At 43.6% G+C, this 23,029-nt stretch carries 20 protein-coding genes and 1 tRNA gene; 9 read left to right on the top strand and 12 right to left on the bottom strand.

Annotated features, from left to right (window positions below; genetic code table 11):
* Positions 1 to 30: 30 nt before the first annotated feature.
* The 6 genes from ACYIB7_RS05715 to mltG form a co-directional block, all read right to left on the bottom strand.
* The gene (locus tag ACYIB7_RS05715) at positions 31 to 1,761 is read right to left on the bottom strand and encodes a bifunctional metallophosphatase/5'-nucleotidase (protein WP_480338312.1); all 1,731 of its coding nucleotides are present in this window, start codon (positions 1,759 to 1,761) and stop codon (positions 31 to 33) included.
* 16 nt (positions 1,762 to 1,777) lie between these two features.
* Complete coding sequence (locus ACYIB7_RS05710) at positions 1,778 to 2,563, bottom strand: 4Fe-4S binding protein (RefSeq protein WP_103984420.1); 786 nt, start codon at positions 2,561 to 2,563, stop codon at positions 1,778 to 1,780.
* Between the two features lie 5 nt (positions 2,564 to 2,568).
* Positions 2,569 to 3,075 carry a TlpA family protein disulfide reductase gene (locus ACYIB7_RS05705; protein ID WP_103984419.1) on the bottom strand — a complete coding sequence of 169 codons (507 nt, stop codon included), beginning with the start codon at positions 3,073 to 3,075 and terminating at the stop codon, positions 2,569 to 2,571.
* Between the two features lie 115 nt (positions 3,076 to 3,190).
* Positions 3,191 to 3,772 carry an indolepyruvate oxidoreductase subunit beta gene (locus tag ACYIB7_RS05700; RefSeq protein ID WP_099464031.1) on the bottom strand — a complete coding sequence of 194 codons (582 nt, stop codon included), beginning with the start codon at positions 3,770 to 3,772 and terminating at the stop codon, positions 3,191 to 3,193.
* On the bottom strand, positions 3,769 to 5,367 hold the full coding sequence (locus tag ACYIB7_RS05695) for a thiamine pyrophosphate-dependent enzyme (RefSeq protein ID WP_480338311.1): 1,599 nt from the start codon (positions 5,365 to 5,367) through the stop codon (positions 3,769 to 3,771). Before ACYIB7_RS05695 ends, ACYIB7_RS05700 begins: the two co-directional genes overlap by 4 nt.
* 86 nt (positions 5,368 to 5,453) lie before the next feature.
* Positions 5,454 to 6,494 carry an endolytic transglycosylase MltG gene (gene mltG, locus ACYIB7_RS05690; protein WP_103984418.1) on the bottom strand — a complete coding sequence of 347 codons (1,041 nt, stop codon included), beginning with the start codon at positions 6,492 to 6,494 and terminating at the stop codon, positions 5,454 to 5,456.
* Between the two features lie 143 nt (positions 6,495 to 6,637).
* Between mltG and ACYIB7_RS05685 the strand changes: the two genes are divergently transcribed.
* Positions 6,638 to 6,724, top strand: a tRNA-Ser gene (locus tag ACYIB7_RS05685).
* Between the two features lie 122 nt (positions 6,725 to 6,846).
* The gene (locus ACYIB7_RS05680; protein WP_103984417.1) at positions 6,847 to 7,449 is read left to right on the top strand and encodes a recombinase family protein; all 603 of its coding nucleotides are present in this window, start codon (positions 6,847 to 6,849) and stop codon (positions 7,447 to 7,449) included.
* Between the two features lie 906 nt (positions 7,450 to 8,355).
* Here the strand turns inward: ACYIB7_RS05680 and ACYIB7_RS05675 are convergent.
* From ACYIB7_RS05675 to hypF, 4 genes are all read right to left on the bottom strand, one after another.
* Positions 8,356 to 10,416: an acetate--CoA ligase family protein gene (locus ACYIB7_RS05675; protein WP_103983482.1), complete on the bottom strand. Its 2,061-nt coding sequence runs from the start codon at positions 10,414 to 10,416 to the stop codon at positions 8,356 to 8,358.
* Positions 10,417 to 10,495: 79 nt separating this feature from the next.
* Positions 10,496 to 11,218, bottom strand: coding sequence for a hydrogenase nickel incorporation protein HypB (hypB, locus tag ACYIB7_RS05670; RefSeq protein ID WP_480338310.1), 723 nt, complete (start codon positions 11,216 to 11,218; stop codon positions 10,496 to 10,498).
* A 32-nt stretch (positions 11,219 to 11,250) separates the two neighbouring features.
* Positions 11,251 to 11,592 (bottom strand): hydrogenase maturation nickel metallochaperone HypA, encoded by a 342-nt coding sequence (gene hypA, locus ACYIB7_RS05665; protein WP_099463146.1) that lies wholly within the window; start codon positions 11,590 to 11,592, stop codon positions 11,251 to 11,253.
* Between the two features lie 55 nt (positions 11,593 to 11,647).
* A complete protein-coding gene (gene hypF / locus ACYIB7_RS05660) occupies positions 11,648 to 13,930 on the bottom strand; it encodes a carbamoyltransferase HypF (RefSeq protein WP_480338309.1) in 2,283 nt (760 codons plus the stop codon).
* 163 nt (positions 13,931 to 14,093) lie between these two features.
* Between hypF and ACYIB7_RS05655 the strand changes: the two genes are divergently transcribed.
* From ACYIB7_RS05655 to ACYIB7_RS05625, 7 genes are read left to right on the top strand one after another with little or no spacing between them, the layout of a single operon-like run.
* Positions 14,094 to 14,324 (top strand): HypC/HybG/HupF family hydrogenase formation chaperone, encoded by a 231-nt coding sequence (locus tag ACYIB7_RS05655; RefSeq protein WP_099463148.1) that lies wholly within the window; start codon positions 14,094 to 14,096, stop codon positions 14,322 to 14,324.
* Positions 14,325 to 14,339: 15 nt separating this feature from the next.
* A complete protein-coding gene (gene hypD, locus ACYIB7_RS05650; protein WP_103983485.1) occupies positions 14,340 to 15,422 on the top strand; it encodes a hydrogenase formation protein HypD in 1,083 nt (360 codons plus the stop codon).
* Positions 15,423 to 15,454: 32 nt separating this feature from the next.
* Positions 15,455 to 16,492 (top strand): hydrogenase expression/formation protein HypE, encoded by a 1,038-nt coding sequence (gene hypE / locus ACYIB7_RS05645; protein WP_103983486.1) that lies wholly within the window; start codon positions 15,455 to 15,457, stop codon positions 16,490 to 16,492.
* A 34-nt stretch (positions 16,493 to 16,526) separates the two neighbouring features.
* Complete coding sequence (locus tag ACYIB7_RS05640) at positions 16,527 to 17,624, top strand: hydrogenase small subunit (RefSeq protein WP_099463151.1); 1,098 nt, start codon at positions 16,527 to 16,529, stop codon at positions 17,622 to 17,624.
* Positions 17,625 to 17,636: 12 nt separating this feature from the next.
* Positions 17,637 to 19,358, top strand: coding sequence for a nickel-dependent hydrogenase large subunit (locus ACYIB7_RS05635; RefSeq protein WP_103983487.1), 1,722 nt, complete (start codon positions 17,637 to 17,639; stop codon positions 19,356 to 19,358).
* Positions 19,359 to 19,369: 11 nt separating this feature from the next.
* Positions 19,370 to 20,107: a Ni/Fe-hydrogenase, b-type cytochrome subunit gene (cybH, locus tag ACYIB7_RS05630; RefSeq protein WP_480338308.1), complete on the top strand. Its 738-nt coding sequence runs from the start codon at positions 19,370 to 19,372 to the stop codon at positions 20,105 to 20,107.
* Complete coding sequence (locus ACYIB7_RS05625) at positions 20,104 to 20,598, top strand: HyaD/HybD family hydrogenase maturation endopeptidase (RefSeq protein ID WP_103983488.1); 495 nt, start codon at positions 20,104 to 20,106, stop codon at positions 20,596 to 20,598. Before cybH ends, ACYIB7_RS05625 begins: the two co-directional genes overlap by 4 nt.
* A 139-nt stretch (positions 20,599 to 20,737) precedes the next feature.
* Here ACYIB7_RS05625 and ACYIB7_RS05620 read toward each other — a convergent pair whose 3' ends face one another.
* Together ACYIB7_RS05620 and glpK are read right to left on the bottom strand one after the other, a co-directional pair.
* Entirely contained in the window at positions 20,738 to 21,475 is a 738-nt protein-coding gene (locus ACYIB7_RS05620; protein ID WP_099463155.1) for an MIP/aquaporin family protein, read from the bottom strand.
* Positions 21,476 to 21,506: 31 nt separating this feature from the next.
* A complete protein-coding gene (gene glpK / locus ACYIB7_RS05615) occupies positions 21,507 to 23,009 on the bottom strand; it encodes a glycerol kinase GlpK (protein WP_480338307.1) in 1,503 nt (500 codons plus the stop codon).
* Positions 23,010 to 23,029: the final 20 nt, after the last annotated feature.

Raw genomic sequence — 23,029 nt, 5'->3', positions numbered from 1 at the left:
ACTATTTATCCGAAAAAAAATGCTAATCCATTAATTTTCACCAAACAAGCAAACAGAGTCCCTACGTGCTGCAGGAACAGCCCATTGTATTGGGACAAACATCCAATGATTCATAGGCTGTGGAGAAAGTACCTTTTTCTCTTCAATGTACTTCATCAGATAAAAACGGAGATCTTTATCAGTAGATGCTATAATACGATCTTTTAACTGTTCTAGCGGAATACCAGCTCCTTTTGTCAACAACTCTCCTCCTCCATTTCCCCGATATGAATTCAATGCCACTTTATACATTTTATTCATTTCAAAAGGAGTTCTGTCGGCCATACTTAAAATTGTCACTTTTTCACCTGCAGGTTTAGTTACATCAACTGTATAAATAATACCTGAAGCCGAATCAAAATTAAAACTAAAATTAGTAAAGGTACAGCGACCGTCATCTCCTTCCTTTTTGGTCAATAACAAAAGATGATCTGATGGTGATTTCATATAATTACTCCACAGGGCATAAGATTCTTCGAGGTATCCCTTTATTTCAGTCCCGGATAGCATCATTGTATAAAGCATATTTTCATACTTATACAAATTAAACATATCACTAACCTTCACATCTCCCTTATAAATTGTAGCATCAAAAGAAAGAGGTGCCGCAAAAGATATTTCAGCCCCTGTTAACTGTAACTGCAACGTATGTATAAAATCAATAAAAGCCGACGAGCCAAAATAGGCAGGCCGCGTATTAATAGTCTCCGTAAACGAGCCGATTTTACGAGAAACAAAATTCTTAACTATATCATATTGCGTATTGAATCTTTGCATAAACTCTTTACTTGGTTCATACGTATCAATATCAATAAGTCTACCTGTAATGTTTTTCTTTTCTACAACTTTATCATCCAAAGTTAATACTACATCTACACAAGCAACCAATCGCCCATTACTGGCCGGATCAATAATTAGAATTGAATCACCATCTGCATTCAATATTTTTTCGCAAGCACGGCGATGGTCATGCCCCATCAAAACAAAATCGAAACCGGAAACATTGCGGGCAACTTCGGCAGATGCATTCTCCCGATATTTGTCCATCATTGTACTGGCATCTTTTCCTGAATGAAAAACTCCAACAATAATATCCGGACTCTCTTTTTCCCGAATTATTTTTATCCATTTACGAGCCGTTGCCTCCATATCTTCAAAACGCAAGCCTTTCCATAAATTTTCTGATAACCAAGCAGGAATAGCAGGAGTTATCATACCCAAGACTGCAATTTTAATTCCGTCCCGTTGAATAATATGATAAGGTTTCAAATAAGTACTTTCATCTGATGTTCGTATAATATTTGCTCCGAGAACCGGAAAATTACATTGTCTGATCCAACGATCATAAACAGTATGTCCGGTTTCAACATCATGGTTTCCCATATTACCGATATCATATTTCATATAATTCATCATATCAGCCGCTATATGAATAGAAGCCGTATCTATATAATTATAATAATATGCAGAAGGCTGTCCCTGGAGAATATCACCATTATCTATCAAAATCAAGTTTTCTCCATAAATTTCCCGTTCCCCTTGTACAAAATTACACACACGAGCCAGACTTCCACCCCACTCATGCTGATCTATAAAATTATAAGGGAAATAATTACCATGTATATCACTTGTTTCAATGAATCGCAATTTCACCTCCCTGATTGCTGCTGAGATATCATAAAAAATCAGCAACAGGACAAAAACAATAGCAGTACGTTTCATTATACAAACAGTTGGTTTAAATAAATAACTCAGGTTCTTTACGGGCACTGAAATTTTTATGAAGCATTGCAGTGTATGGAGTATCAAAAGTACGTGCACCTTCCGGGCATTCTTTCACACAAGCGCAGCATTTAATACAACGCTCAGGATTACTGAACATTCCTGTATCAAGAATTGAAATAGCATCCGTAGGGCATATTTCTATACAATATTCACATTGGGTACAAAGTTCTTCATCCGTTACAGGAGCCTGAGGAGTAGAAGCACCCTTTATCTTATATGGAAAATTTCCCTTTACCTGAAGAGGAGTAATATCTTCTAAAGACCGTAAAGAAGAAAGTTTCTTCAATACATCTTTTCCTAAAGTCATTGCTTTTTGTATATCCATGTCATCCGGACGCCCTGCTGCAATTGGCATATCCTTACGGCTAAATGAATGCTCCCCTATAAAAGCTCCTGCCATGACCGGTATAAAGCCCAATTCCGTAACAAGATCACACAACTCCTTCAAAGCATCTTCATAATCCCGATTTCCATACAAGACAACGGGAATTACCGGAGCTTGATTAGAACGAAACATACGTAATCGCTCTATTGCCGTTTCAGCCACCCGTCCCCCATAGACAGGTACAGCTATAATAGTCAGCTCTTCTTCCACATTTTCAATTTTATCCGGAGTCTCATGAGTTATATCCGATTCAGAAAATGTAACAGCATCTAGCCCTTCTGCAATAGCATAAGCGATCTTTGCAGACGTATGTGTTGGCGAAAAATAAATTAAATGTACTCTATTGTAATGCATATTTATTATTTTAAAGCTTCGTTTATCTTTTCCATTAACTCAGAAAATTCTTCTTCCGTATAACCGGAAGTGGCATAAATTACCTTCCCGTTTTTTCCTATCAAATAACTGCGCGGGATCAAACTATTGGCAAAAGCGCTGAAAATAGCACGGTTCTTATCCGGATACAGAGGAAAATCAAAACCTTTCTTTTCATTATATTTTTGTAAATCGGCATCTGTATGTTCACGGCCTATTACCAACAATTTAAACTTATCATTATCTTTATATGCAGGCCATAATGTCTTTTGTATTTCAGCCAACTCTTTCTGGCAAGGAGGGCACCAGGTTGCAAAGAAATTTACAAGAATTACTTTTCCTTTAAGAGAGGAAGACGGAAGTTTTGTTCCATCATCTGAAATAACCGTAAAGGCAGGCATTGAATCTCCAACTTTTACAAGTTCTGCATTACTTTGAGCTTTAATGGCCAAAGACAAGACAGCCAATAAGCATGCAACTATACACTTCTTCATATTTTTTTTGTTTGCCGTTTAAAAATCAAAGGCAAATGTACGTTATTTATTACGACAAAAAAAGCTGAGAATAAACGATTATTCCCAGCTTTAATTTTATGACAAATATTAAGATTCACTTTCTGCTTTGAGCCACATCATAACCGGCTTTCAATGCTTTCAGGTTCATTTCTACTATTTCTTCCCCTTTACGTCCGAAAATATGACGAATACCATCTTCTATCTTATTATAGTCTATACCAATAAATGGAGCCGCAGCACCCAACATTACAATATTTGCAGCCCGGACAGAACCAACTTCCTTTGCAATTGCTTCTACATCCAAAATAACTCTATTAGGTAATTTTCCCAATTCCACATTTACTTTTTCTATATCCGGATAGTTTGGTATATTAATAAATGGTTGAGAATTAGTGACCAACCAACCTTCTTTCTTCAAATAAGGCAAGTAACGAAGACTTTCCATAGGTTCCAAAGATATAATTAAATCAGCTTGCCCCTGTGGAATCAGATCCGAAGCAATGGGCTGGTCAGACAAACGAAGATTAGACTGAACATCTCCTCCACGTTGGCTCATACCATGTACTTCTGCCTGTTTCATATATAAGCCATCTTTCAAAGCGGCTTCTCCAATTACGGCGGCAATAGACAGGATACCTTGTCCTCCTACACCTGATAATATAATATCGGTTTTCATTTTTTGCTTGCTTTTTTCTTTCTTGTTAATGTCTGTATACATTCACGACGAGGTATTAAAACAGATACACCATTATATTCTATCTCTTCACGAATGATAGTTTTCATTTCATCATAATTCTTCTTCAGTGGGATCATAACACGAATATGGGCCGGATCAACTCCTATTCCGGCACAAATAGATTCCAATCGTCCGGTTCCCGCAGAATCCTGACCACCAGTCATTGCAGTTGTCTCATTATCAGAAATTACAATCGTTACATTACTGTTTTCATTGACGCAATCCAATAAACCGGTCATGCCGGAATGTGTAAAAGTAGAATCGCCAATTACAGCGACAGCCGGAAACACACCCGCATCAGATGCACCTTTTGCCATAGTAACAGAAGCTCCCATATCAATACACGTATCAATAGCCCGGAAAGGTGGTAACGCTCCCAAAGTATAACAACCTATATCTCCGAATACCTTAGCATCCTTATATTCTGCCAGTACTTCATTTAGCGCTTCATACATATCGCGATGTCCGCATCCCTGGCATAATGCAGGTGGGCGTTGCTCTACAACTTCCGGAATTGCATAATAACGATGAATTTCCTTACCCAATGCCTTGCCAACAGCATCAGGAGTAAGTTCTCCGTCCCGCTGCAAAGTTCCATCTAAACGACCACGAATGGTTATCCCTTTACCCAAGAAACCTTTCAATTGCTCTTCAACAACCGGGTAGCCCTCCTCAAGAACAAGAATTTCCTTGCACTCATCTGCCATTTTTTCAATATACTTCTTAGGCAATGGATATTGACTAATTTTCAATACCGGATATTCAAATCCATCCGGATAATTTTCGGACAAATAATTAAAAGCAATTCCTGTAGCAATAATTCCTTTATCTTTCTTCGGAGTATCATAGTAAACATTATATTCCGATTTTTCAGACGCTTCGGTAAATACTGCTTGGGCTGCCAATAATGTTTTAAAACGTTTGCGAGCCAGAGCTGGTAACAAAATAAAACGTTGACGGCCATCTTCCGGACAACTCATCTTATTTTGTGATTTCATTTCACGGGTAACAACTCCTGCACGAGAGTGTGCCATACGAGTCGTAATACGCACCAATACCGGATATCCCAATCTTTCTGAAAGCTCAAAGCCTTCATACACCATATCGTATGCTTCCTGTTGACTGGACGGTTCCAACATCGGAATCATGGCAAAATTTCCATATAGACGATTATCCTGTTCGTTTTGTGAAGAATGCATGGAAGGATCATCTGCAGAAATGATAATCATACCGCCATTAACTCCACTCATAGCAGCATTCATAAAACAATCGGCAGCAACATTAAGCCCAACATGCTTCATGCAACATAGTGCCCTTTTCCCGGCATAACTCATACCCAAAGCGGCTTCCATTGCTGTTTTTTCATTTGTACTCCAACGGCAGTGAATGCCTCTGTCTTTTGCTACCGGAGAATTTTGTATAAATTCGGTAATTTCAGTAGATGGAGTTCCCGGATAAGCATACACACCCGACAGGCCTGCATCAATAGCAGCCTGGGCGATGGCCTCATCCCCTAAAAATAGATGTTTTTCCATGTGTATTTAGTTTTCTTTTTATTGACCACATATTTATAATACAGACGCCAAAGATACAGATTTTAATATAACCTGAAAGTAAAATGCTACCGAATCTTCCTTTTGTTAAGTTCTGCACGGTAACGATTAGCATTTCGATTATGCTCGGCTAATGTGACTGCAAAATTATGGCGTCCGGAAAAATCTTCTTTGGCACACATATACAAATAATTATGTTGTGTATAATTTAGCACGGCATCCAATCCTTTAATTGTAGGAATACGCAAAGGAGCAGGTGGCAATCCTGCATATTTGTAAGTATTATAAGGAGATTCCACATCCAAATGCTCAAATAAGATACGCTGCAAAGCAAAATTTCCCAAAGCAAATTTAATAGTCGGATCTGCTTGTAGAGGTATCCCTTTATGCAAACGATTGATATAAAGCCCGGCCACCATCGGATATTCATCCGCAGCTGCAGTTTCTTCTTCCACAATAGAGGCCAGTATAGTCACTTCTATAGGAGTGAGACCTATTGCTTTTGCTTTTGCCAAACGTTGTTCTGTCCAAAAGGAGTTATATTCGCGAAGCATACGCTGTAATAATTTTCCGGCAGAAATATTCCAGTATACTTCATAAGTATTAGGAATAAACATAGCATTAACAGTAGCCGGAGTAAATCCCAGAGATGCACAATATAAAGAATCATTCAACAAATCCATTAATTCGGGCTTATCAATCATCAATTGTTCACTCAAGCGCTCCGCCAGATCTTCTTTAAAACGAATATTATTAAATGTAATACGCGTAACTGTCTGGTGACCACGTCGAAGTTCTTTCAATAAAGACAGGTTACTCATCCCCGGAACCACAGCATAACGCCCGGTCTTCATATTCGAAGCATACTTTAATAATCCGGCAACTTGTTTAAAACCTCCAATATGGGAACAATTTGCAGAATCCTCCAATTGGCGGCATAAGTTTTCAAAATTCTTTTGACGGTCAATATAAACATAGACTGTCTTTTCCGGAGAAAAGTTTGGAGCTAGCAATAAACAATAGGTCCACACACCAGCACCTATCAACATGAGCGCAGCAATAATAGCTGCAATAATAACTGTACGCTTCTGGAATTTTTTTTCATTCATATCGTAAAAATAATCTACTGAATATCAGAACAAGCCACAAAAGTAGCATCTTTTTCTTAAAAATACAGTGAAAAAGCCTTGCATATTCAAAAACATACACCTATCTTTGCGTCGCATTTCAAGGGAATAAGCACAAAGCACAAGGAAGTTTGGGTGAGTGGCTGAAACCAACAGTTTGCTAAACTGTCGTACGGGTAACCGTACCGGGGGTTCGAATCCCCCAGCTTCCGCGCCAAGGCTGTCAATCTTACATGATCGACAGCCTTTGTTGTTTCTTGAAAATGCTATCATAAACCACATAAACATCTAGCCTTTCTATTTGTTATAGTAGAAACATATAAAGATATAATCTATGATAGTTGCACATATCCGTACATATACTAGCAATAAGCTATCTTCCGAAATCCAACAAGAAACTATCGAGAAGTTTGCCAAACTCCATAAATTAACTATTGATAAATGGTATAAAGATTCCGGCAGCAACGCCCGTAACAATAAAAAAATAGAAAATGTCATTAAAGGATTAGATGAAGGAGACACGTTAATTATAGCCGACATTTCCCGTCTCAGCCGAAAACTTGTAGAAATAATGCATCTCCTGATGATATGTATTGAACGTAAAGTTATTCTATACAGCGTATCAGAGGGATATACATTTAAAAACAACATAAACAGTAAAACATTAGCATTCACATTCGGCCTCGTTTCCGAAATAGAACGAAAACTTATTTCTGTCCGCACAAAAGAAGCCCTGGCTTTAACCCGAAGCAAAGGAGTAAAACTAGGCCGGCCAAAAGGAAGCTTACAAATGGAACGGCTTTTACCTTACAAAGAACACATAAGAAAAGAAATTAAAGACGAAAACATCACTTATGCAGAATTAGCCGAATATTACAAAGTATCTCTCAGCAGTTTCAAACGCTTTGTAAAAGAATATGTCAATACAGAAGAATAAAACAGAATTCCACAAACAGAGGCTTTAGATATCCTTCCACTTTGTCACCTTCTTCGGGGCTTATTCCTAAATTGTAAAACGATCTGACGCCAGGTATAAATACTGATACATACATTATTGATCTATTATTTCGGGATTGTGCTTGCAACGCTTTAGTGCTTCCCGCGAACATTTTTCACTACTTTTCTGTCAAGAGAAAAGTAGTGAAAAGATACAAAGTTGTTTCTGTCACTTTTGGCTTGACCCAAAAGTAACCAAAAGGTCAAGGCTACACCGTCCGGGCTACTCCGGAAAAAGACTTCGCTGAACCAGCGGAACTCGCTTTGCTCAGACAGCCGCCGGTTTCGTCGCTACGTCTTTTACCTGCGTTTAACGCCCAGCCGCTGATGCCACAAGTGAGAAAGCAGAGCTTTCTTTTGGGATGGCCGATACAGTCTGCTCTTTTATGGCTTTAGCCTGGTTTCAATTGCCGTCTGCTTCAGCTGACAGACTAAAGGGAGATTTATTTTTATTGGCTTTAGCCAAATTTCTTCTTGGAAAGCTCTTTTTAGCTATCTTCTCCAATTGGGCTAAAGCCCTTAAAAGATGAAGGCTCTACTATCCGTCGGTTGAAACCGACGGCAATTGAACTTAGGCTAAAGACATTGGAGAAAAGTGTTCGCGGAAGTGTTAAAATAAAATTCGGTCCGGTTTGTTTTTAAGTTTTTAAAATAGTGGTTTTGTGTTGTAATATTCTATATAGTAGCATGCCATATATGACAGTATTTAGGCAGACAACTAAATTGAATAAGGTAAGCAACCTGTAAGAAAAGGGTAGGCAACAATAAAAGGGACTTTCAGGCAAGTTTTATAAAACTTGCCTGAAAGTCCCTTTTATTGCTATTTATAACCAAACTGATTTTAGAATCACTTTTCTATACGTATGCGGGCATCTACTGCAAACAAACCCCTATCTGTTGCAAGCAGCGGATTTATATCCATTTCTTTAATCTCACTGGCAAAACGAAGAAGGGTGGAAAGACGTACTATTATATCAGCATACAATTGTTCATCTATACCTTTCTGTCCGCGTGTACCTTTAATAATAGGATAACCCCGCAAAGAACGGATCATTGAGAATGTTTCGTCGTACGATAACGGAGACAAACCATAAGAAACATCCTGAAGGACTTCAACAAAAATACCTCCTAAACCACATAAGACAACGTGCCCGAAACGATCTTCATATTTCGCACCCAGAAATAACTCCTGCCCTTTCAGCATCGGTTGAATCATTATTGCTTCTACCCCCGGCAAGCGCATCATACGTTCATATTCAAACAATAAATGCTCCTCACAACGAACGTTCAACGCCACTCCTCCAATGTCGCTTTTATGGACAGGTCCAACTACTTTTGCCACCACCGGATACTTGACTTTCTTGGCAAAAGCGATCAATTCGTCTTTATCAGTAGATGTAAACTCTTCTACCAAAGGAATATTTGCAGCACATAGCAACATACGAACCTCTTCAGGTTTGAGATACCCACTCCCCGGCAACCGGTCTATAATACGGCGGACTTCGGGAACATCAACACCATATAACTGAATGTCCGTACTAGCAGGCTTCGGCGTATTTATCACGCGTGAAAGAGCTGTTCCCAATGTTACTTCATCCGAGAAATTAACATGTCCTTTCTTAACAAAACTCTTTACCTCGGGACCTGCTGTTACAATTGAGGGCAAAACAGGGAAAATAGGCTTCTTGCATTCCTCCATTTTCTTATGCAACACTTCATATGTATCATATAATTTAACCAAACCGGGACTACCGAAAATAACCATTATCAAATCAATATTCTCAAACTTATTTTCGCAATAGTCGATAGCTGTCGCCAAATGCTCAGGCGTTCCGGTTCCTATTATATCGATCGGATTGCCAACTGCTGCACCCGGATATAGTTTTGATTTCAACTCATTAGCTACAGGGCCTTCCAGATTCGGAACATTCAAACGGCCTTTAGATAAAGCATCCGCAAGCATTACTGCCGGACCACCGGCATGAGTTACAATAGCACAATTTTTGCCTTTTACATCCTTTAAGGTAAAGATACTAGCCACTGTAGTCAATTCTTCACGACTGAAACAACGAACAATACCTGCCTTACGGAATAAAGCCTCAACAGCCGAATCTGAACTGGCAATTGCTCCTGTATGAGAAGAAGCCGCACGCTTACCGGATTCGGTACTACCAGCTTTAATAGCAGCAATCTTACAGCCTTTACGTATCAAAGAAGATGCGTGGTACAACAATTTATCGGGTTGCTTGATCTGTTCTATGTAAAGCATTTTTATTTTAGAATCGAACACCGGATCAAAATTACGATCCATATATTCCAGTATCTCCTCTACTCCGTTCTGTTTGGAATTGCCAACCGACCAAACGGAAGAAAAACGAAGTCCTTTTGTCAATGCAGATTCAATAATAAACAAAGCCGTACCACCCGAACTGGAAATAAAATCTACACCATCCTGATGAAACTCCGGTATCGGCTGAGTGAATACACCATGATAATTCATATTCATCAATCCGATACAATTGGGTCCGATCAAAGCTGCATTCGCTTCTTCTACAATATCCAGCATACGTTGTTCCAGAATTGCACCTTCATGCGTTTCCTCCCCAAAACCGGCCGATATTACAATAAAGGCTTTTACGCCTTTCTCCCTGGTCAATACTTCCATTACGTCCGGGCACGATTTACCTGGTATGGAAATAATAGCCAACTCTGTATCCGGTATATCATGTACAGACGGATATGACTTCACTCCCTGTACATCGGTCTCTTTTGCATTTACAACGTACAAGTCTCCTTTATATTTACCATCCAACAAATTACGTACTAAACGGCCACCCGGCTTATGTACATTGTTGGAACCTCCCACCACTACGATGCTTTGAGGATTAATTAGCTCTCGGTTAATCATAACATTTTGATTAAAATAGATTCTGCGAACGGGAACAAATATAGTTTTTTTATCGACTTTTTCGCAAAATCCGGATAATTTATTTACACTTTGCACATTCAGCAAGCAACCAGTTACACCAGTTATCCATTCCGTCTCCTTGCAGAGCAGAAACTTCGAATATCTGTAAATGATGATTTACCTTCAAGGCATTTTCTTTTAATTCGGCTACACTTGTATTCAGATAAGGAGCCAGATCGATCTTATTAATAACACAAACTTCCGCTTCGACAAATATATGCGGATATTTCAGCGGTTTATCGTCACCTTCGGTTGTACTGACAATCACCACTTTTCTGGCTTCTCCCAGATCAAACATCGCAGGACAAACCAAATTGCCGACATTCTCAACGAACAAGACCGATCCTTCCACCGGATTAAGATGTTTTACCGCATGATTTACCATAGACGCTTCCAAATGACAACCCGTTCCTGTATTTACCTGGAAAACGGGAACATCCAACGCCGATATCCGGTCGGCATCATTAGAAGTCTGCTGGTCTCCTTCTATTACATATATAGATTGCTTACCTTTAAGCCATCGGATCGTTTCTTCCAGCAGGGTTGTTTTACCAGAACCGGGCGAACTCATCAAGTTCAGTACAAAAAGTCTTTTGGCTTCAAAATAGCCTCTGTTTCGTTCCGCCAGAAGATTATTGCGCTGAAGAATATCCTGTTCCAGATTTATAACAGCTACTTCTTCATGGTGGTGTCCATGTTCATGTGAATGATGATGCTCTCCGCATCCGCAAGTTCCACACATACGCTTTGTTTTTTATAGTTTGAATTCCTTTTCTATTTAATAACAATCGACTTTATACGAAGCTCTTTTCCGTGCAGGATATTTATCAGCCACGAACCGCAATGGGGGCAAGAAGCATATAGAGCACTAGTAGGAAATCGTGTTCCACACTCGCCGCAACAAGCCTCGCCATCTATATAATGGCGCACTATACGGGCTTTGTCAAGCATAGTGCCTTTCACAGCACTTTCAAGAGCAAATTCCAGCGTTTGCAATTCTACACCAGCAAGACACCCAATCTCCAACTCCAGCTCTTCTATCGCCGAAGCCTGCCTCTCGCGGGCCTTTTCTTCTGCAAGTTCTACAATACTCTGCGCTATTGATAATTCATGCATATACAAATGTAAACGGAATATCCGTATTAAACTCTATTTATATAACAAATATTGTTCAAGGATTGTTAAGGCGCTTTGCTGCCGCAACCGTTAATTGTCCTGCCGCCACGCCACTATCGTTACACGGAATACGCGAAGGTATATATAAAGGTATATCCACATCGGCAAACATGCGTTGCAACGTCTCCGTAAGAAATTTATTCTGAAAACATCCGCCGGATATTACCACTTTCCGTGCACCCGTGAGGTTTAATAGTTGTTCGGCCTTCTGTCTGATCACAGCAGCCAGTGTAAGATGGAAACGGGCAGAAATCACTCCGACAGAAACACCGTCTGCCTTATCCTTTATAACCGATTCCAAAACAGAGCGAAAAGAGACAGTTTCACCTCTCTTCCCGTCAACAGGATAGAGTATCTGCCTTGCATCCATAATGGTTTGCTCCAACAGAATGGGTGCTTCGGCCTGCCGTGTTGCCACATCACAGACTCCCAACAAAGAAGCCACAGCATCAAACAACCGGCCAGCACTGGAGGTATAAGGCGTATTCACCTTCTTTTCCATCATCTTCTGCAACATTCCGATCTTCTCTTTTCCGATCCGTTCTTCAAATGCAGCCGGAACCGGCAGTCCATAATGCCATAGATAAGCAACCGCCATGCGCCACGGCTCCACAGAAGCCTTATCTCCGCCCGGTAGAGGAATGGGCTCAAAGTATGACAAACGCGTATATTCCATACGGTCGCAGAGAAAAAATTCACCGCCCCAAACCGTACCATCATCACCCAGCCCGGTACCATCCATTATGACGGCTATCACAGGCTCGTGCAAACCATGTTCCAGCATACAAGCAACAGCATGTGCATGGTGATGTTGCACCTTCAGCAAAGGAAGTTGTTCCTCCTGAGCCAGGCGGGCAGCTTCGCGTGAAGAAAGATAATCGGGATGAAGGTCGCAAACCAGATAGTCGGGTATAAAGCGGAACAGATGCCGGAAACGATTCAGCGATTCGCAATAAAAAGCATACGTCTCCCAGTTCTTCAAATCGCCAATATACTGGCTCTGCAAAACGGTATCGCCTTTTCCCAAAGCAAACGTATTCACCTTCTCGGCACCGAATGCCAAAATCCCCTCCACCGGCATATCCGCAAAGAAAGGCTCCGGTACATATCCGCGCGAACGGCGTACCAGGCAAGGCTGCGTGCCACAAACCTGCACTACAGAATCGTCTACCCGATTATGTATATCCCGGTTATGATGGAGTATAAGGGACACTTCAGACTGCAATTGCCTTTCGGCCTCTTCGGGAGTAATAAGGATGGGGACTTCACTCAGGTTGCCACTCGTCATCACTAATACCGGAGTTTGCAGGCAGTCGAACCAGTCATAATGCACAGGCATATATGGAAGCATGCAGCCCAACGTGCGCATACCTGGATTCAGAGCTGCCGGCAAAGACGGTTGTTGCAGCTTTTGTTTCAGCAAAACAATAGGCCGACGCCACGACGCCAGGCAGTCTTCTTCTGCCGCATTTACTTCGGCATACCCATGTACTGCTTTCATGTCCCGGAACATCACAGCAAACGGTTTGCTGTCACGCTGCTTTATCACCCGAAGGTGTTGCACGGCTCGTTCGTTCAAGGCATCACATACCAGATGATAACCGCCTATACCCTTCACGGCAATCACTTCGCCACCGGCAATTAAACGGGCAGTCAGTTTCAGCAAAAAAGAATAATCCGCATACCTTTGTCCTTTGTAAATTGCATAATAAGATGGTCCGCAATGATTGCAAGCTATCGGCTGCGCATGAAAACGACGGTCGGCTACATCTTCATACTCCGTCCGGCAAACAGGGCACATAGGAAAGACAGACATCGTAGTCTGTTGCCTGTCATAAGGCAAATCGCGGATGATAGAAAAGCGAGGACCGCAATGCGTACAATTAACAAACGGATACCGGATACGTGATGCCTGTAACTCGCGATCTATCAAGCAGTCGGAGCAAACAGCAATATCCGGAGAAACTTGCGTAACCCTGTCGGAATCTGAACGGCTTGGCAAAATACGGAAATCCGTAAAAACAGTATCTTCTTCCGGTTCTTCACTTTCTATAATCTGATGAATGAAAGCAACTGGTGGATGCTCTTTCCAAATACGCTCAATAAAAACAGCCTTCCGGCCAGAAGGAAAACAAGCGCGGATATAAACACCGTCCGTACGGTTGTCTACCTCGCCCTTTATCCCCATCTCCGTAGCCAGGTGATAGATAAACGGACGGAAGCCGACCCCTTGCACCTGTCCGCGGACAACCAAACCAGTTATCTTTGCTTTCTTCATAAACACAAAGATAACCTATTTTCGTATTAATATCACCAGCTTTACACCTCTCCCACCGGAAACTTAAAACGTTTGCCTATTATCGATCAACATACGCAACCTACTTACCGATATATTTGTTACATTTGAAAGCGCGAAGAAAGTTAACAAAAATCATTTCAATATGTGTTTAGCAGTACCAGGCAAAATAATAAGCATTGACCAGCGTATTGAAGATTTGGCCATGGCAAAGGTAGATTTCGGAGGAATAATCAAAAATATCTGCATTCAATGGGTCGATGTAGCCGAAGGCGATTATATCCTGGCACATGCCGGAATGGCTATTTCCGTAGTAGACTCCCAAGAAGCGGAACAAACGCTGGCCGACCTGAAACAACTTACCATCGACTGCTGAGTAATACAGTATAGTATGAAATACGCCGACGAATATAAAGACAAACAACAAGTACAAGCCCTGGTTCATGCCATCCGCAAAACAGTGACACGTCCTTGGCACATCATGGAAATATGCGGCGGACAAACGTACGCCATAGCCCGCTATCGTCTGGAAGAAATGCTGCCGCCGGAAATACGGCTGCTTCACGGACCAGGCTGCCCCGTATGCGTCACACCTGTCGAAACGATAGACCGGGCATTATATATAGCCAGCCAACCCAATGTCATTCTGGCTTCCTTCGGAGATATGATGCGCGTTCCCGGAAGTAAAGAAGATTTATTACAAATAAAGGCCAAAGGAGCAGACATTCGCATGCTCTACTCTCCGTTGGATGCAGTCACGTTAGCCGCAGAGAACCCGGACAAAGAAGTCGTATTCTTCGCTATCGGTTTCGAAACAACAACACCCATACACCTGATGGCTCTGAAGGAGGCTATCAGACGGAAATTGGACAATTTCTCCCTGCTCACCTCCCTGTTTACCGTACCGCCGGCAATTGAAACAATTCTTTCAGACAAAGATTGCAAAGTAGACGGATTCCTTACAGCCGGCCATGTATGCGCCATTACAGGAAACAGCACCTACCATCGGCTATCCGAACAATATAAAACGCCAATGGTTGTGACAGGCTTCGAGCCTGTCGATCTTCTATACGGCATCTACCGGTGCCTCTGTCAGCTGGAGGCAGGTATCTATAAGTCGGAGAACGCTTATAAACGAGCCGTTCCCGAAGAAGGAAACCTCCAGGCTCGTGCCCTGATGGACGAAATGCTCAAACCATGTGATCAGGAATGGCGCGGAATAGGGATTATCCCGAATAGTGGGAGGCAACTCAGGCAAGAGCTGAAAAAGTATTCCTCCCGGGAGAAATTCAGATTTCATCCGAAGGAAATCCGGTTTCCGTCCGCATGCATTGCCGGAGAGATTATGAGAGGAAAGAAACAACCGGGCGACTGCCCCCATTTCGGAACGGCCTGTCATCCGGAACACCCTATAGGTGCACCGATGGTTTCGTCGGAAGGCGTTTGTGCCGCTTACTACATGAATAAGAAGTAGTCATTCTGACTACTTAAATAAAAGAAAAGAATATGGAACTAAATTGCCCGATTCCCTTTACCGATTCAGACTGTGTTCTACTGGCACACGGAGGTGGAGGAAGAATGACGCACCAGCTTATCAGCCGTATTTTCTATCCGGCTTTTCGCAATCCGTTGCTGGAGCAAGATCACGACGGTTGTGTCTTTCCTGTTTCAGCCGGAAGGATGGCTTATTCTACCGACTCATTCGTGGTTGATCCGATCTTTTTTCCCGGAGGAAACATCGGCGACCTGGCTGTGAACGGTACGGTAAACGATCTGGCTTGCTGTGGCGCCAAGCCGCTTTATCTCACGGCCGGATTCATACTGGAAGAAGGATTAAAACTGAATGACCTGGAACGCATCGTACAATCTATGAAAAAAGCGGCCGACCGTGCCGGAATACAAATCGTTGCCGGCGATACCAAAGTAGTAGAACGAGGCAAATGCGACAAACTATTTATCAATACCAGCGGCATAGGGATTGTGCCGGCAGGCATACACATTGCACCTTCACAGGTACAAGAAGGCGATGTGGTTATATGCAGCGGGGCCATAGGAGTACACGGCATAACGATTCTTTCCGCCCGCGAAAGCCTTGGCTTCGAAACAAACCTGAAAAGCGATACCGTTTCTCTAAACAATATGCTTTCAGAATTGTTAACATCTATAGAGGAAGTACATGTTTTACGCGACCCTACACGAGGAGGCGTAAGCGGAACTTTAAATGAAATTGCCCAGGCTGCCAACGCAGAGATTATCCTTGACGAAACATCCCTGCCTATTCCCGAAGAAGTACGCGCCGCTTCCGACATTTTGGGGCTAGACCCGCTTTATATAGCCAATGAAGGGCTCGTATTAATTATTTTACCGGAGAAGGATGCCCAAACAGCATTATCCGTCATGCATCGTTTTGACGAAGGAAGAAAAGCAACTGTCATAGGGCGCATATCTTCAAAAGGAAAAGCGCTCGTCAGGATGAAAACCATTTACGGTAATTACCGTATTGTTGATATGCTGAGCGGCGAACAGCTTCCCCGGATTTGTTGATGATGAAAGCATAAACTATTAACAAGAATAAGTTATGGAAAAGAAACGACCTACCGTTTATGAGGAATGCCGCCAGAAAGGGATTTCCCGGAGGGATTTTCTAAAGTTCTGCACCACAATGGCTGCACTTATGGGACTCGAATCCACAGGCGTTGCACAGGTAGTACATGCTTTGGAAACCAAACCGCGGCTTCCTATCATCTGGCTTCATTTGCAGGAATGCACCTGTTGTACCGAATCATTCATCCGGGCGGCACATCCGATTGTTGCCACTTTGCTACTCGACAAGATATCACTTGACTATACAGAAACCCTCATGGCTGCAGCCGGCGAACAGGCAGAAGCAGCAAAAGAGGAAACAATGAAAAAATATCACGGACAATATCTTCTTATGGTGGAAGGATCCATTCCTACCAAAAACGAAGCCTATTGCTGTGTAGGCGGTAAGAGTGCCATGCAAATCACACAAGAAGCCGCAGAAGGAGCCAAAGCCATTATTGCCTGGGGCAACTGCGCTTCGGCAGGTTGTGTACAAGCAGCCAACCCGAACCCGACAGGGGCAAAAGGCATTCACCGTGTGATCAAAGGCAAACCTATTATTAATGTACAGGGTTGCCCTCCTATCGCCGATGTTATGGCAGGTGTAATCGTTTACATGCTCACTTTCGAACGTATGCCTCAGCTGGACGGCCTGGGACGTCCGAAGATGTTTTACTCCAGACGCGTACACGACACGTGTTATCGCCGTGCCAATTTCGATGCAGGCTTGTTTGTTGAAAGTTTCGACGACGAGAATGCCAAACACGGTTACTGCCTGTATAAAGTAGGATGCAAAGGGCCAAGCACCTATAACTCCTGCGGTATTATCAAATGGAACGAAGGCACCAGCTATCCGATACAAAGCGGACATCCATGTATAGGCTGCAGTGAAGAGAACTTCTGGGACAACAGCCCGTTCTACAAACGTATGCCAGACATACATGGTTTCGGCATAGAAGCAACTGCCGACCAGATTGGTCTTGCCCTGGGGGCGGCAACCGCCGCCGGTATTGCAGTTCATGCCGTAGCAACTAATATCCGAAAGAAAAAGCTTATCGACAACGACGAGCCGGAAAGCAAATCCACCATCTAAATCCGAAATACCATGTCAGAAAGAGTAGTTATAGACCCTATTACCCGTATAGAAGGACACCTGCGGGTAGAAGTAGAAATAGAAGGCGGCAAAATTAAAGACGCCTTCAGTTCCGGCACGATGGTGCGTGGAATAGAAAATATTGTACGCGACCGCGATCCCCGCGATGCCTGGGTATTTGTAGGACGCGTATGCGGTGTTTGTACATCCATTCACTCGTTATGTTCAGTAAGAGCTGTAGAAAATGCACTAAACATATCCGTTCCGCCCAATGCCGAAATGGTTCGCAATATAATGCAAGCCGTATTATTCATGCACGACCACACGGTGCACTTCTACCAGCTTCATGCACTGGACTGGGTGGATGTGGTTTCGGCTTTAAAAGCAGATCCCAAGGCGGCGGCACTCATGGCACAACAGCTCTCTCCCTGGGCTAAGAATACGGAAGGCTATTTTACCGAGACCCAAAACAAGCTGAAGAAGTTTGTTGCCAGCGGACAACTGGGCATCTTTGCCAATGGTTATTGGGGACATCCGGCCTATAAGCTGACACCGGAACAAAACCTGATTGCCACCGTTCATTATCTGGACGCACTGGAATGGCAAAAAGAGGTTGTGAAAGTACATGCCGTATTCGGAGGTAAGAATCCGCACCCCAACTTCCTGGTAGGCGGAATGCCCTGCAGCATCGATATGAATGAAGCCAATTCTATTAACTCAGACCGTCTTTCTCTTGTAAAGCAAAAGCTGCAACAGGCAAAAGAGTTCATAGACCAGGTGTATATCCCAGACCTGATGATGATTGCCAACGTATATAAAGACGAATGGACGAAGATAGGCGGAGGAGTGCGAAATTATCTGTCATACGGTGATTTCCCCTTACATGGTTACGACAGTGTAGACCATTATTTCCTGCCTCGTGGAGTTGTATTGGATCGCGACCTCAGCAAGGTTCATCCTATCGATGCCAATTCATCCGAAGAGATACAAGAGTTCATTTACCATTCATGGTACAATTATACACAAGGCAACAAAGCCGGTTTGCATCCCTACGAAGGCGAAACAAACCTGAACTACACAGGTCCTAAACCTCCATATAAGTTGCTGGATGTAGAAGATAAATACAGCTGGATTAAAACTCCACGTTGGAAAGGCCAGCCGATGGAAGTAGGTCCGTTAGCCCGCATGATCGTTGCTTACGCGGCGGGTAAAGAACCGCAGAAAACGGCTATCGACAATGCCCTGCAACAATTAGGCCTGCCTCCGGAAGCCCTTTTCTCCACACTGGGAAGAACTGCAGCACGCGGTTTGGAAACCCAATTGGTTGCCAACTGGGCACTCAAGTTCTTCGATCAACTGATGAAGAACCTTGAAAATGGAGACTCCCGTATGGCGAACCCCATCATGTGGGAGAATGAAAACTGGCCGAAGCAGGCAAAAGGCGTAGGCCTTACCGAAGCTCCACGTGGCGCGCTGGCCCACTTTGTTGTCATAGAAAACAATCGGGTAAAGAACTACCAGATGGTGGTACCAACCACCTGGAATGCTTCTCCGCGAGATGAGAACGGCGTACTTTCTGCTTATGAATCGTCGCTACTGGGAACGCCGATGCACAATCCGAACCAACCGCTGGAAATCCTCCGTACCATACATTCCTTCGATCCGTGCCTGGCTTGCGCCGTGCATTTATACGATGAAGAAGGAAAATACGTACATCAAATAGATACTTTCTAAACCGAAGATTTATGAAAAGCAGAAAGAGACGATTGAGAGAGGTATATGTATGGGAACTTCCCGTACGTATATACCATTGGGTAAATGCGCTATGTATCGTGATACTCTGCATCACCGGCTTTATCATCGCCGATCCCCCAGCCATATTGAACCCTTCGGAGGCTTATTTCAGCTATTGGTTCGGAGTGGTCAGGTTTATCCATTTCATAACGGCATTTGTTTTCTTCTTCAACTTCGTCTTCCGCCTTTACTGGGGATTTGCAGGAAACCGCTATGCGCGCTGGAACAACTTTATCCCGCTACGCAAATCCCAATGGAAAGAATTAGTGGAAGTCATCAAAGTAGATATCCTGATGGTAAAGAATAAACCGGTAGACAGTATTGGCCATAACACACTGGCCAGTGTCATCTACTTCGGTACCTTTTGGGCGTTCTTGTTACAAAGCATCACCGGGTTCGGATTATATGCAAAGATGAGCCAGTCCGTATTTCCGCAACTGTTTGCATGGACTATTCCTTTGATGGGCGGCGACCTGATGGCGCGACAGATACACCACTTCCTGATGTGGTTCTTCATCCTCTTCGCCATCGTACATATCTATCTGGTATTTTACCATGATTATATCGAACGGCGTGGCGAGGCCTCTTCTATTATCGGAGGCTGGAAATTCATAGAAGAAGATATTGCCAACAAGGAAGAAGTAACCGAAACGGCAGAAAAACTGACCGAAATTGCGCGTAAGGAATGAACGAAACGAATCACCACCAGAGAAATACACTTATACTGGGTGTCGGCAACCTGCTTCTCAAAGACGAAGGTGTCGGCATCCATACTATCCGGGCCTTGGAAAAAGAGACACTTCCATCTCACGTCCGTTTAATGGACGGAGGAACAGGCGGACTGCATTTGCTTTCGTGGCTGGACGGCTACGACCCTATTATCATGATAGATGCTACCCTGGACAATAATCCGCCGGGTACCGTACGGCTGATACGTCCGCGCTTTGCCACCGACTTCCCTCCGCTAATGAGTGCCCACGAAATAGGCCTGCGCGATATGATTGAGGCGATGATACTGACAGGCAAATTACCTGAAATACATCTTATCGTCATCTCCGTAGGAAGCATCAACGAAGTAAACATGGAACTAACACCGGAGGTGGAGGCAGCCATACCCTACGTGGTGCAGACAGTGAAGGGGTTAGTGTGCCACAGCAGGCTCCCACATCCATCTCCCTAGGTAGGGAGGTTATTTCTCCCTAGGTAAGGAGAAAAGTTCTCCCTAGGTAGGGAGAACTTTACCCCCTAGGTAGGGAGACATATCAAACAGGAGAAGGCTAGAGCCTCCCATATGCTCGTACGGAAAGGTAAAACAGGCATTATTTCAAGACATAGTATAGCATAGCCGCAACGGCAGCCCCCGCGATAGGAGCCAACACCGGAATCCAGGCATAGCCCCAATGGCTGCTGCCTTTGCCCTTGACAGGAAGAATTGCATGCATGATACGTGGCGCCAAGTCTCGTGCCGGATTGATGGCATAGCCTGTAGGCCCTCCTAAAGAAAGACCTATCACCCATACGGTAAATGCTACAGGTATGGCACCGACAGAACCCAGCCCGATGGGAAGCGTGCTATTGCTATCGTAAGTCAACTGGCCATCCGTAATATAGAAGACAACAAACATCAGGGCGAATGTGCCCACAGCTTCGGTGAAGAAATTAATAGCCGGATGGTTGATCTCGGCATTCGTACAGAATACTCCCAATTTGGCATCCTGGTCTTCCGTTGCATCAAAATGATCTTTATAGACTAACCAGACTAGCAGAGCACCAGCTGCAGCTCCCAGCATCTGTGCAATAATATAAGAGCAGACATCACACCACGGGAACGTACCGCCAATGGCTAACCCGATAGACACCGCCGGGTTCAAATGCGCCCCACTATACGGGCCGGCTACAACAACTCCGATAAACACTCCCAAAGCCCAGGCTGTGGTAATAGCCATCCAACCGGCTCCGTGGCCTTTCGTCTTAGACAATACAACATTTGCCACAACACCTCCTCCCATCAGGATAAGAAGCATCGTTCCGATAAATTCGGCTATAAATGGAGACATGGTATTCTAATTTAAGTATTAATATTGCAGATTAGTCAACAGCCCATTGCTGCGAGCGGCCAACGGCCTTATGCCATTCGGCCAGTTGTTGCCTGGCAACTTCCTCTTTCATTTGAGCGCTGAATACTTTGTCCAGGCACCATTGTTCTTTCAGTTCGTCTACATCTTTCCAATAGTTCACAGCTAATCCCGCCAGATAAGCAGCGCCGAGAGCTGTTGTTTCCAATACTTGCGGACGCACTACCGGACAACGGGATATATCGGCCTGAAACTGCATCAGGAAGTTATTTGCTATAGCTCCGCCATCGACACGGATCTCTTTTGGTTTTGCATGTATATCGTTTTCCATTGCAGTAAGCACGTCATACACCTGGTAGCAGATACCTTCAAGAGCTGCACGGGTAAGATGTGCAGCCGTCGTTCCGCGCGTTATTCCGATAATAGCGCCCCGGGCATACTGGTCCCAATAGGGAGCACCTAATCCGGTAAGTGCCGGAACAAAGTAAACACCTCCGTTATCAGACACCGATTTAGCCATTTGCTCCGTAATAGAAGCGTTTGGTATCAGCCCTATTCCATCACGCAGCCACTGTACGACTGCACCGCCGACAAACACGCTTCCTTCCAGGGCATACGTTACTTTGTCCCCCAATTTCCACGCAATGGTAGTCAATAGGTTATTCTGCGACAAAACGGGCTTGTCTCCTGTATTGACAATCATAAAACAACCTGTACCGTAAGTCGTCTTTATCATGCCTTCTTCCACACAAAGCTGTCCGAAAAGTGCAGCCTGCTGATCGCCGGCCATGCCCGAAACAGGGATGCCCTTCTTGAATAAAGGCAAAGAAGCCTCACAGTACACTTCGCTGCATCCCACCACACGAGGCAGCATGGAAGCCGGTATAGTAAACAGGTCTAATAGTTCTTTGTCCCATTCCTGGGTACGGATATTAAACAACATGGTTCTGGATGCATTCGTAATATCCGTAATAAATTTTTCGCCACGGGTCAGCTTCCATACCAACCAGGTATCTACTGTCCCGAAGCATAGTTCCCCGCGTTCGGCGCGTTCGCGGACACCTTTCACATTATCTAAAACCCACTTTATTTTAGTTGCCGAGAAATAGGCATCTATAACCAAGCCCGTTTTCTGCTGAAGACGTTCGGCGTAGCCTTGCGATTTCAACTCTTCACAATAATCGGCCGTACGCCTGTCTTGCCAGACAATAGCATTATATACGGGGAAACCTGTTTCCCTGTCCCATATGATTGTGGTCTCGCGTTGGTTTGCAATACCTATGCAAGCGATATGTGTATCCGTCACGTCCGCTTTAGCCATTACTTCCTTAATAACAGACGATTGTGTATACCATATTTCATTCGGATCATGTTCCACCCAACCGGGCTTCGGAAAATATTGCTGAAACGCCTTCTGAGCTAAAGTAATAATTGATCCCTGATGGTTGAACAGTATGGCACGTGAAGTTGTAGTCCCCTGATCTAAAGCCAGTACATATTTGTTTTTGAAATTCATATCTTTATATTCTATAAGAT

This window comes from Parabacteroides sp. KHUB-03, from assembly GCF_056640975.1.
The sequence above is the reverse complement of the archived record's forward strand: the minus strand, read 5'-3'. Positions and strand labels throughout refer to the sequence as shown.